At 33.7% G+C, this 11,384-nt stretch carries 11 protein-coding genes and 1 pseudogene; 10 read left to right on the top strand and 2 right to left on the bottom strand.

What is annotated here, in order from left to right:
* The 9 genes from H628_RS0104495 to H628_RS07320 all read left to right on the top strand — a co-directional run bounded on the left by H628_RS0104495 (position 1) and on the right by H628_RS07320 (position 8,646).
* Positions 1 to 543, top strand: a complete 543-nt coding sequence (locus tag H628_RS0104495) for a YceD family protein (protein ID WP_027825363.1) — start codon at positions 1 to 3, stop codon at positions 541 to 543.
* A 167-nt stretch (positions 544 to 710) separates the two neighbouring features.
* Complete coding sequence (locus tag H628_RS0104500) at positions 711 to 1,433, top strand: response regulator transcription factor (RefSeq protein WP_027825364.1); 723 nt, start codon at positions 711 to 713, stop codon at positions 1,431 to 1,433.
* Positions 1,408 to 2,964: a HAMP domain-containing sensor histidine kinase gene (locus tag H628_RS0104505; protein ID WP_027825365.1), complete on the top strand. Its 1,557-nt coding sequence runs from the start codon at positions 1,408 to 1,410 to the stop codon at positions 2,962 to 2,964. The genes H628_RS0104500 and H628_RS0104505 overlap by 26 nt, the downstream gene beginning before the upstream one ends.
* 127 nt (positions 2,965 to 3,091) lie before the next feature.
* Positions 3,092 to 3,961 carry an ABC transporter ATP-binding protein gene (locus H628_RS0104510; RefSeq protein WP_027825366.1) on the top strand — a complete coding sequence of 290 codons (870 nt, stop codon included), beginning with the start codon at positions 3,092 to 3,094 and terminating at the stop codon, positions 3,959 to 3,961.
* A 2-nt stretch (positions 3,962 to 3,963) separates the two neighbouring features.
* Positions 3,964 to 4,701 (top strand): ABC transporter permease, encoded by a 738-nt coding sequence (locus tag H628_RS0104515; protein WP_027825367.1) that lies wholly within the window; start codon positions 3,964 to 3,966, stop codon positions 4,699 to 4,701.
* 18 nt (positions 4,702 to 4,719) lie between these two features.
* The gene (locus tag H628_RS0104520; RefSeq protein ID WP_027825368.1) at positions 4,720 to 5,829 is read left to right on the top strand and encodes a sensor histidine kinase; all 1,110 of its coding nucleotides are present in this window, start codon (positions 4,720 to 4,722) and stop codon (positions 5,827 to 5,829) included.
* A gap of 2 nt (positions 5,830 to 5,831) precedes the next feature.
* Positions 5,832 to 6,437 (top strand): response regulator transcription factor, encoded by a 606-nt coding sequence (locus tag H628_RS0104525; RefSeq protein WP_027825369.1) that lies wholly within the window; start codon positions 5,832 to 5,834, stop codon positions 6,435 to 6,437.
* Between the two features lie 96 nt (positions 6,438 to 6,533).
* Positions 6,534 to 7,421, top strand: a complete 888-nt coding sequence (rbsU, locus tag H628_RS0104530) for a ribose/proton symporter RbsU (protein ID WP_027825370.1) — start codon at positions 6,534 to 6,536, stop codon at positions 7,419 to 7,421.
* A 388-nt stretch (positions 7,422 to 7,809) separates the two neighbouring features.
* A complete protein-coding gene (locus tag H628_RS07320) occupies positions 7,810 to 8,646 on the top strand; it encodes an SLAP domain-containing protein (RefSeq protein WP_027825371.1) in 837 nt (278 codons plus the stop codon).
* A 72-nt stretch (positions 8,647 to 8,718) separates the two neighbouring features.
* Here H628_RS07320 and H628_RS0104540 read toward each other — a convergent pair whose 3' ends face one another.
* Positions 8,719 to 9,459, bottom strand: a complete 741-nt coding sequence (locus H628_RS0104540) for a LytR/AlgR family response regulator transcription factor (RefSeq protein WP_027825372.1) — start codon at positions 9,457 to 9,459, stop codon at positions 8,719 to 8,721.
* Positions 9,460 to 9,462: 3 nt separating this feature from the next.
* Complete coding sequence (locus tag H628_RS0104545) at positions 9,463 to 10,419, bottom strand: GHKL domain-containing protein (protein WP_162139506.1); 957 nt, start codon at positions 10,417 to 10,419, stop codon at positions 9,463 to 9,465.
* Positions 10,420 to 10,980: 561 nt separating this feature from the next.
* Between H628_RS0104545 and H628_RS07465 the strand changes: the two are divergent.
* A pseudogene (locus H628_RS07465) lies at positions 10,981 to 11,384 on the top strand (hypothetical protein); the annotation flags it as partial.

An 11,384-nucleotide genomic window follows, 5' to 3' on the forward strand; every position in this document is an offset into this window, starting at 1 on the left:
ATGTTAACAATAAGTTTTTCTCAAATTAAAAAGAGTCGTGAACCCTTAACTGAAATCGAAACAGAATTAGAAATTAGACCTGAATTTTTGAAGCGAGCAAAAGAATTACTGCTTGATGCTAAAAATATTCAAGTTAAGTGCCAGTTCTTTTACCAAGAACCATTTGTGACTGGTAATTTTCAAGTTAGTGCGGATGTTGTTGCTCCTTCAAGTCGTTCATTGAGTCCAGTTGAGCTTCAGTTAGACTTTTCTTTTGTTGAAAATTACTTAGATCGAAATCCAACAGCTGAAGAATTAGAGGAAAATGACACAATCATGCCAATAGAAAACGACATGATTGATTTACAAACTGCAATTGAAGATAACTTGTTATTAAATTTACCAACTACAATTTTGACTGATGAAGAAGCCAAAGATGATATTTATCCTCATGGACAAGATTGGGAAGTTATTTCTGAAGCAGATTATTCTGAAAGACAAAGTCATAAAGTGAACCCAGAATTTGAAAAATTAAAGAAACTTTTCCCGCAGGAAAATGAATAAATGCAAAGAAGGCAAGATGCCTTCTTTTTTTGCAATAATATCCTTAAAAAACTTGTAAAAAAATGTCAGGTAATATATTATTGAATTATTAAAAAGTGCCTGTTATTTATTTTATTTTTAAATGACAGGCGTTATTAAATTTTTGATATTGGTAGAAGGTTGATATAATGGCAAAGATTTTAATTATTGAAGATGAGAAGAATTTGGCACGTTTCGTGCAACTTGAATTACAACATGAAGAATACGAAACTGTAGTTGAAAATAATGGTCGTAAGGGACTAGATTTAGCTTTAAACAACAATTTTGATGCAATTTTATTAGACTTAATGCTTCCAGATCTTAATGGTTTAGAAATTGCTCGTCGAGTAAGACAAGTTAAGACTACCCCTATTATTATGATGACAGCCCGTGATTCAGTTATCGATCGTGTATCTGGTCTTGATCATGGTGCTGATGATTACATTGTTAAACCTTTTGCAATTGAAGAATTATTAGCTCGTTTACGTGCCGTATTACGCCGCGTTAGAATTGAAAAGAAAGTTTCAGGCAATGCTGCTATTAAGCAAAAGGTCATTAAGTTTAATGATTTAACTATTGAAACTGCAAACAGAATTGTCCACCGTGATGATAAGGTAATTGACCTTACTAAGCGTGAATACAACTTATTAATGACCTTGATTGAAAACAAGAATAATGTTGTTAGCCGTGAACAACTTTTAAATAAAATCTGGGGACCTGAATCCAATATTGAAACTAATGTTGTCGAAGTTTATGTACGTTACTTACGTAATAAGATTGATGCTCCTGACCGTCCTTCATACATTAAGACAGTTAGAGGTACTGGATATATGGTAAGAGAAGACGATGCGCCAGTTCCAGAAGCAAACTAACAAAAAAGAGACCAATCACACCTCTTTGGTGAAAAAATGGGTGAGCTTTGTGGCCTTAACCATTACGGTCTCTTTTGTTGTGTTCTCAGTTATAATCTATTCTTTAGTTAGTCAGCAGTTCTTTAACCAAGAGCGTCAAGTCACGGTCAATGTTATTGAAAATTTTGAAAGGCGCTTAACTGACATTAATAAAGAATTACAAATTTCAAATGTTGTTCCAGCCCTTTCTCCTAATACAAGAAGAATTTTAAATGGGGGACCCACAATTTCATCTGATAGTGAGAGCGAGAATCTTTTTGATGATGATATCTTGCAAAACCTTACTAATCAGGATATTAGTGTAGTAGTCTTTAACCGTGAAGGTGAAGCTGTATTTACCAACGGTCGAAATTTAGCACCATTTATCAGTGATGTTACCCATCTGGAACAAAAAAATAACAATGAAGTTGGTAAACAAAGTTTAACTTTGTATAAGCCAATTAGATCAAGTGTAAGTCACAAGATTACCGGCTATATTGCTGTTACTGATGATATGTCCAGTGCCAATCGGATGCTTAATAATTTAAGAGCCTGGATGATTGGGGTATCAGTAATCGCCATTTGTATTTTTATTTTGATTTCTTACTTCATTATTAAGGGGATTGTTTGGCCACTTAATGAAATGTCTAAAGTCGCTCGCGAGATTGATAAAGATCCTAACAGTGAAGTCAGAATTCCTGATTTGCAAAGGCGAGATGAATTGGGCGAATTGGCCAAGAGCTTTGACCAAATGCTTGACCGAGTTCAAGGTTATATTCAGCAGCAAAAACAATTCGTGGGGGATGTTTCTCATGAATTACGGACACCAGTTGCTGTAATTGAAGGACACCTTTCTTTACTTGAACGTTGGGGTAAGGATGATCCACAAATCTTAGAGGAATCAATCAAAGCTAGTTTACAAGAAGCTGACCGAATGAAGCATTTAATTCAGGAAATGCTTGATTTAACGCGGGCTGAACAAATTGATATTCAATATCCGAATGAAGTTACTAACGTTTCTGAAGTTCTAACTAGAGTTGTCAGTGATTTACAGTTAGTGCACCAAGACTTCACCTTGCAATTAAATAATGACTTAAGTGAAGATACTATGATTCAAATGTATCATAGTCATTTTGAACAATTGTTGATTATCTTAATTGATAATGCCATTAAGTATTCAACTGACCGTAAAGAAGTTATTGTTAGTTCGAGTGTTGAAGATGGCGAAGCTGTTGTTAGTGTACAAGACTTTGGTGAAGGTATTTCTGAAGGTGAAAAGAGTAAAATCTTTAACCGCTTTTACCGGGTTGATAAGGCTAGAACACGTGAAAAAGGTGGTAATGGCTTAGGTTTATCAATTGCCCAAAAGCTAACTCAAAGTTACCACGGTAAGATTAGCGTTGATTCCGTCTTAGGTAGTGGAAGTAATTTTGTCTTGCGCTTCCCAGTTTTAACTAAAAAAGAAGTTAAACAGTTAAATAAGAAAAAAGAAAAAGCCCAACGGGGCAAATAATTAAAACAGCTAGGTTTTTGACCTAGCTGTTTTTTTATGACAAATGTCATCTTTTATCATGATGAAACTTACTACAGAGTGTTTTCTTTCTCCGATAAACTAGAGATAGTTAAAGGAGGAAGAATTAATGACATACGCAATTGAAGTAAATAATGTATCTAAATCATTTAATAAAAAGCCCGTTTTAAGTAATATTAATTTCAAAATTGAAGCCGGAGAAATTGTGGCTTTACTTGGAAAAAATGGTGCAGGAAAAACCACTTTGATTAGACTCCTTAATGACTTAATTACTAAAGATTCTGGAACTGTTAAAATCTTTGAACAAGCTAAGCCTGACCGCAATCTGATTGGGGTCATGTCACAAAATTCAGTTAGATTAGACAGAGTAAAAGTAAAAGAGGCAGTAAATTTAGCGAGATCTTTTTATCAAAATCCATTACCTTTTGAGAAATTAGTAGAATTAGCAGGAATTGAAACTTTACTAGATAAATTTACTGATAAGTTATCTGGTGGCCAATTGAAGCGAGTTTCATTTGCAATTGTTATGGCCGGCAATCCTAAATTAGTTTACTTAGATGAGCCAACTGCGGGGATGGATGTTGATGCTAGAAATGAATTCTGGCAAAAGATTAACGGCTTTAAAAAGCTGGGTATTACTTTTTTGATCACTAGCCATTATCCAGAAGAACTTGAAAAAATAGCAGGCCGCTATTTAATTATTAATAATCATCGCTTAGTTTTTGATGGCAGTTTAGAGCAAATGAAAGAGCAGAACCAGACTGTTCAAGTTAAATTTGTCAGTCAGCTTGAAAAAGAAAGCTTTACTGAACTACCTGCAGTTGTAGATATTAATGAAAACAACAATCACTATACTTTAAAGGTTAATGATTTAAACTTATTTTTGCCAAGCTTCATCAAATATCTCAATCAAGTTGAAAATCTTGAAATCGCTCAAAGTAATCTCGAAAGCTTAATGAAAAAGTGGATGGAGGACTAATCATGAAAAACTTTGCTTATCAATTAAAAATCAACCTAAAACGCTTCTTACTTAGAAATCCTTTCTTCTTTATTTTCACCATTTCTTTACCAGCTATTTTTTACTTAATTTATACTAAAGTTGCAATTAGTAATGCTCCAGCAGGTTGGAATAAGCGCTTTTTAGTCAGTATGATAGTTTATGGTATTTTAATTAATTCACTGACAACTTTATCAAGGATATTATCAAGTGATGATAAAAGTGGCTTTAAACTTTTTGTTAAGTTATCACCAGCTAATTTAACTAGTTACTATACCAACATCTTTGTCGTATTTGAAATTATGAATCTAATCGCAATTAGTGCTGTTGCCTTAGTCGGTGTGGTTGTTAATAAGGTAAACTTGTCTTTTGAAAATTGGCTCGTTTTACTAGTTGCAGTGCCGATTTTGTGTATTCCTTTTGCCTTAATTGGTGTGCTAATTTCTTTTGTTGGCGATGAAAATGCGGTTGGAGCATTGGCTAACTTACTCATGTTTGCAATCGCAATTTTGTCAGGGCTTTGGTGGCCGTTAAGCATCATGCCAGATTATTTGCAAAAAATTGGTAAAATTATGTTAGGTCATCCAGTTTCAGAGTTAAGTTTAAACTTACTTCTAAAACAAAACTTGGCAACTAGCCAATTACAAACTTTATTCATTTGGCTGATTGTGCTAGTTTTAATCTTAGGACTTGTTATTAAAACAAAGGGTCGTAAAGCCTAATTACTAAGGAGAAAAAGATTGAAAGAATTTTTAAATAGGCATGTCCTCTTTCCAAAAAAGTATGGGGCCATGCCTTATTACTATTTATTGTTTTTGCTGGTAGCGTTTTTTATTGCCTTGCCACTTAAAAGTTTACTTGATTGGGTTTGCGTTTTAGCCCTAATTCCATTTGCAAAATTTTATCGTGATTCTTATGGGGATGAAATTCCCAGATATGATTGGGAAATCATTATCATGATTATCATTGCAGCTTTATGGGTGATTAACTACCAATATTACTATAATTTTATTTTCGCCGGCTTTTGCATTGGCTTTAGTGAAATTAAGCCTCATATTTTTATGAAACGCGCAATTCTTTATCTGACTGTAATTACAGCTTGTGCTATCTTTTCTATCCTCAAACAAGGCTTTGATTTCAATTTAGCTTTTGGTTTAATTTTTGCTTATTCTTGCGTCTTTTTTGCCCATTCATTTGCGATTTCTCAAAGAAAAAGATTTGCCTTAAAGCAGGATTATCAGCGTTTATCAATCATTGTTAAACAATCTGAACGTGACCGGATTGCAGGACAATTACATGATAATTTAGGGCAAGTCTTTTCAACCCTGGCAATTAGTGCGGATTTAGCTGAAAAATTAGTAGATAAAAATCCAGACTTAGCCAAGAAGCAAATTCAACAAATTGGCAAGAACGCGCGGGATAATCTAAGCTTAGTCCGTGAAATCGTAGCTGATTTACGCAAACAAAAGTTGGTCCAAGTCTTGGCTGTTGAGAGTGAAAACTTAGAAAACGCACAATTTGACTTAACAACTGAGAATCAAAAGCAAGCCTTCACTTGGCCAGATAATATTCAAAATGAGTTATCATTTATTATTAGAGAAGCTATTGCTAATGCTATTCGTTATAGTCATGGCAATTTAGTTAAGATTAATTTTAATGAAGATAGCAATAACTATTTTGTCAAAATTAAAGACAATGGGATTGGCTTAAAAAATAAAACTAATAAACATTCCAGTCGGGAACATTTTGGCATTAGCGGGATGCAGGCTAGAGTTGATAAGTTAAAGGGAAGCTTTGCAATTTCTGATAAAAATGGGGTAGAAATTAGTATTAGCTTACCTAAGGAGTAGTTATGACACGTTTATATTTAGCTGAAGATCAGGAGTTGTTAAATTCAGCTCTAAAGATGTTACTTGATTTAGAAGAAGACTTTGAAGTAGTGGGCACTAGTTTAACTGGTGAAAACGTGGCTAGTCAAATAATGGACTTAAAAGTGGATGTAGCCTTACTTGATATTGAAATGCCCAAACAAAGCGGCCTAGAAATTGCTAAAGAATTGCGCCAGCAAGATTATCCAGGGAAAATCATTATCTTAACGACTTTTGCTCGGGCTAATTATTTCAAAGAAGCATTAGCGCAAAAAGTTGATGGTTATCTCTTAAAAGATAGTCCTAGTGATTCACTGGTAAAGGCAATTAGAGCCATCTTAGAAGGCAACACCGTCTTTGACCCCAAACTTGTGAGTGGGGTCTTAAATGAAGTCGACAATCCATTAACTAAACGAGAGTTAGAAATTCTCAAAATGCTTGAACAAGTCGCTACTACTAAAGAGTTAGCTCAAAAGCTGTTTTTGTCAGAAGGAACGGTGAGAAACTATATTTCTTCTATTCTCAGCAAGACTGGAACCTCGTCACGTTTGGAAGCACTTAACCTTGCGCGAGATAAGGGCTGGATTTAATTCAAAAAGTTATTGAAAGCGATTGCGAAGTATGATAAAATTTCATCTTGTACTGTTATGAAAGCGGTATTATACATTCTGAGATGAGGACTTAATATGAATACATTCGCAATTTTAATTGGCCTAGGACCTTTTGTGGGTTGGGGCTTATATCCAACAATCGCAAGTAAAATTGGTGGAAAGCCTGAAAATCAAATCTTAGGTTCAACGATTGGAACCTTTATTTTCGCATTAATTGTTACTTTATCCCTTAAAATTCAATTACCAGTTGGAATGAATTTTGTCTTTTCAGTTTTATCTGGAATTGGTTGGGCAAGTGCGCAAATCATCACTTTCCAATCATTCACTTTGATTGGATCATCACGTGCAATGCCAATTTCAACCGCTTTACAATTAATCGTGACTTCACTTTGGGGCGTGTTAGCTCTTGGTGACTGGCCAAGTAGCTTTGACAAGACAATCGGGAGTTTAGCTTTAATCTTAATCATTTGTGGTGCTTGGCTTACTGTTTGGACTGAAAATAAGAGCCATGAAGATAAGCAAACTTTGAAAAAGGCCATCTTATTATTAGTAATTGGCCAAGTAGGTTACTGGGCATATTCAGCTGCTCCACAAGCTGCTCATGTGTCAGGCTTGCAAGCATTCTTGCCACAAGCAACAGGGATGGTTTTAGTTTCTGTAATTTATGCTATCTTCTTATCATTAAAGCACCAAAGAAAGTCAGCAATTAAAGAAAAAATTTCATACAAGCATATTATTTCAGGCTTTTTCTTTGCCTTTGCAGCTTTAACTTATTTGATTTCTGCCCAACCAAATATGAACGGTCTTGCTACTGGTTTTATTCTTTCACAAACTTCAGTAGTTTTGGCAACTTTATCAGGTATTTGGTTACTAGGACAAAACAAGGCCAAGAGAGAAATGGTGGTAACTGTCTTAGGATTAGTTTTAATTGTTGTTGCTGCTTCAATGACTGTTTTGGTTTAATAATGGTACATAGTGCCATTCAATGAGAGATGATTGTTTCTTACATGGAAAATAGTTGGAATATTAAACTTTTTAGTGTATAATTTGTAAATAAAAAGAGGCCAACGAGCTGCAATCTCGCTGACCTCAATCGTAACTTGAACGACTGGTTTTGTTTAGCTAATCTTTATGATTAGCTTTTTTTGTTATCAAATAAGCTAAAATCAACTAACCATACAACTCCAGTCTATCCAATTTAGCATGGCTCCCACCTCCGTAACTTTTATGTTGATATTTATATAGAGCTTCATAGTACTTGAATTATTATGTTTTTGGAACCGTTTGCAAAATGGAGGGGTAGTGTTACACTGAAGTTGTAGTAAAGATTTTAACGTATAGAGGCGCAAAAATGAAAAGACATGTGATTAAATTAGCTTCTGCAGCTGCACTAGCTGGATTAACATTGATGGGAGTAGCGCAACCTGCAATGGCTACTACTGTAGATATGGGCTATGTAGCAAAAAATCCTGCAATGGGACCTAACTACTACGATGTTAAGAAAGAATTAGTAAAGCTTGATACAACTGGCCGTGTTAACTATGTGCCTGGTTATGGTATTTTACTTTGGGCAAAACCAGGTAACGAACCAACTAAGAGATATTTGGCACATGGCAGTAGCTGGAAAGTATTTGGCTATGTAACTGATGCCAATGGTCATAAGTGGTACAACCTTGGTGGCAGTCAATGGGTTGACTCAAGTTATATCGTATTAAATAATAATGCTCACACAGAAGCCACAACCACTTCAAATGCAACCAATAACATAACTGGAGTGGTAAGGGTTAGTTATTGGCCAAATAGCAAAGTGATGGTTTGGTCTAATCCTGGGGTAACAGGTAGTAATAAATATCTAACAAATGGTAGTAGATGGAAGTTCTTCAAGATTAAATACATTGGTGATAATAGCTGGTATAACTTAGGTGGTAACCAATGGATTGAAGGTAAATACGCCATTAATGAAAGTGATCCTCTAGCTAGTGGTGTTACTGGTATCATTAAAGCAAATAAGCTTTTTACTGTAACTTTGAAGCAAGGCAATAAGGTTTATGATTCTCCTTATGGCTATGGCAAGGCAACAGGTCAAGTATTACCATTAGGTAGTAGATGGAAAGTTACTGGTAAAGTTATCAACCATGGTACCTGGTATCGGGTTGGAACTAACCAGTGGATTAATATAATGTACTAGTGGTTAAATAAGCAAAATAAAACACCTTACAATGTCAGACAAAATGTCTAATGATTGTAAGGTGTTTTTATCTTAAAAATATTTCTTTAAAAGACTAGCTTTTCTAACTGCAAAAAAGCATGAACTCTTATTTGAAAAGAATATCTTCCTATTTTTATAGTCTATTTGTGTTACGTTGGCTGGGTTAATAAGAATTGATTGATGAACCTGGATTAATTGCGGAATTCGTTTTTGAATATCATCTAGACTGGTATAGAAGTCATATTTAAAGTCTTCACCAATAATAGAAATCATATGTGGCTTAGTTGCAGTTTCGACATACATTATTTTTGAAATTGAAATTTTATATTCTAAAGTTCCGTTAGACAAAGTAATATAGTTGAAATTCGAAGGTAAGGCATCATCTGAAATTATAACTTGGCTTGATACCTTATCAAGAATTTTATTTATTTGTTCACGCTCCTTAGAATTCCCCTTGATTATATAGTCTATCGGTTCAACGTTACTTTGAATTGCCTCCAAGGCATAATCACTATAAGACGTGAGGAACGCAATCTTTATATCAGGACTAAGTTTTGAAATTGTCTGGGCTAAGTCAATCCCGTCATAAGTGGTGTTTAAGTCTACGTCTAAAAAGCAAAGCCCTTCTTTTATCTGGTTCTTCTTAAGATAATCAATAATAGTATCAGCTTTTTCAGAAGAAACAGCCACCTTCATCTGATAGCCATTAACATGAATTAAATCATCAATTAGCTTTTGATAGTAGCTCAAAAAATTAGGCTTATCATCACATAAAAAAATTGAAAGTGTCATAATTTATCCTTTTAAAGTGATCAAAGTTACAAAACTCGCATTTTCAACATATTGCTTAATGTCTAAATTCTTAGTTTGCTTATTTATATTGTCAAGAGTAGATAATCCCAAGCCTCTATTTGCCCCTTTAGTTGATTCACCAGGCTTTAGGGATAATGGATTACCACTAAAATGATTTTTAACAACTATATTAATATCTGATTCGGTTTGATTAATTCCGATGGTCATTTTTTTATCTTGAATTACTTCATTAGCTTCAATTGCATTATCTAAAACAATCCCAAGTACTCTAACTAAAATTACATCACGTACAGGAATATTTTGAAGAGGTTTCTTACAGAAGAAATTAGTATCAATCTTCTTTTGCCGAGCTTCAATTAACTTAATTAAAAGTAGCGACTTAATAGATTCAATCTTTATGTTAGCCAAATCATTAAATAAAGAAATATTTTGGTCTAATACTTGATTTGAATAGCTGTCTAAGTCATTAAGATACGTTTCATCTAAGGACTTATCATTACTTATTTTTAGTCCTAAAAGTAAGTTTTTATAGTCATGTTTAAACTTACGGATGACTTGATAGTTCTTTTCAATTTCAGAAAGATATATTTTCATTGTCTTAATTTGGGATGATAAGGCAATGTTTGCAGCAACTTCTTTTTGTCTTTTTCGATTTGAATTGATGATGAACATTGAAGTCATGAATTGTACAATTATGAATAAAAACATAACGTTTCTAGCTATACCTAAGACGTTGTATGCTTTCATTATTTCGGAAAATAAAATTACTGTAATTTCAAAAATTCCAACTTCGAAGAGAAGTGTTTTTTGATCTGCTAAAGTAACAGTTCTTAATAAGATAGTTTTTTTAAATAAAATAAGTAGTAATGTACAGATTAGTAAGTTAAAAATTGAGTAAATTGTAATAATTGACCAGCCATTGATAATTCTTTCATTCAAAGTTATTTTAAAAAAATTAAATACTAACATAAATGAAGAAAAATCTGATATTTCATTAATTCCTATGGCAACTAAAATACCCAAAATATTTTTATAAAAATTAGTTTTGAAATCTCTCCACTGAAAAATTCTGGATAATAAAAATGAGCAAAATAATGCAATACTAAAAAGAAATGCGCTGTCAGAGCCAATTGATGATAGAGAAAATGTAATGACTGGTAAGAAAAACCAATACCACCAGGATTTGATATTAGCTATTAGTGCAGCCATAGTCCACATAAGAATAATGTTGGTTCCGTCTATAAACATATATTGTAGAGAACTGACATAAACCATACTTTAACTCTACCTTTGAAAATATATTGTAATTATATCAAAAATTAATAGATTGTTTTTCTACGAATAAGAGCTTAAAACAATCAAATAGGAGATTTTTAAAATTTAAAGTAAATTAATGCTATATTTGAAGTTAGAAAATCTATTGAGAATTTTCGTAACTGTGTTATTATGTAATTGAACTGAAACATTGTAACGATTTTGTAACATATAGAGGGATTAACAATGAAAAAAGATACCTTAAAATCAGCTTCTGCAGCTGCATTAGCCGGTGTAACATTAATGGGCGTAGCTCAACCAGCAATGGCTGCTACTGTAGATATGGGTTACGTAGCTAAGGATTCTACTAAGGGTCAAGGTTACTATGATGTTAAGAAAGAATTAGTAAAGCTCGATACAACTGGCCGTGTTAACTACGTTCCTGGTTATGGTATTTTAGTTTGGTCAAAGCCAGGTAACGAACCAACTAAGAGATATTTAGCACATGGTACTAGCTGGAAGGTATTCGGCTATGTAACTGATGCAAATGGCCACAAGTGGTACAACCTTGGTGGCAGTCAATGGGTTGACTCAAGTTATATTGTATTAAGTAACAGTGCTCACACAGAAACAACACCAACAACTAAAGA

The sequence above is a fragment of the Lactobacillus psittaci DSM 15354 genome, assembly GCF_000425905.1.
Taxonomy (GTDB): Bacteria; Bacillota; Bacilli; order Lactobacillales; family Lactobacillaceae; genus Lactobacillus; species Lactobacillus psittaci.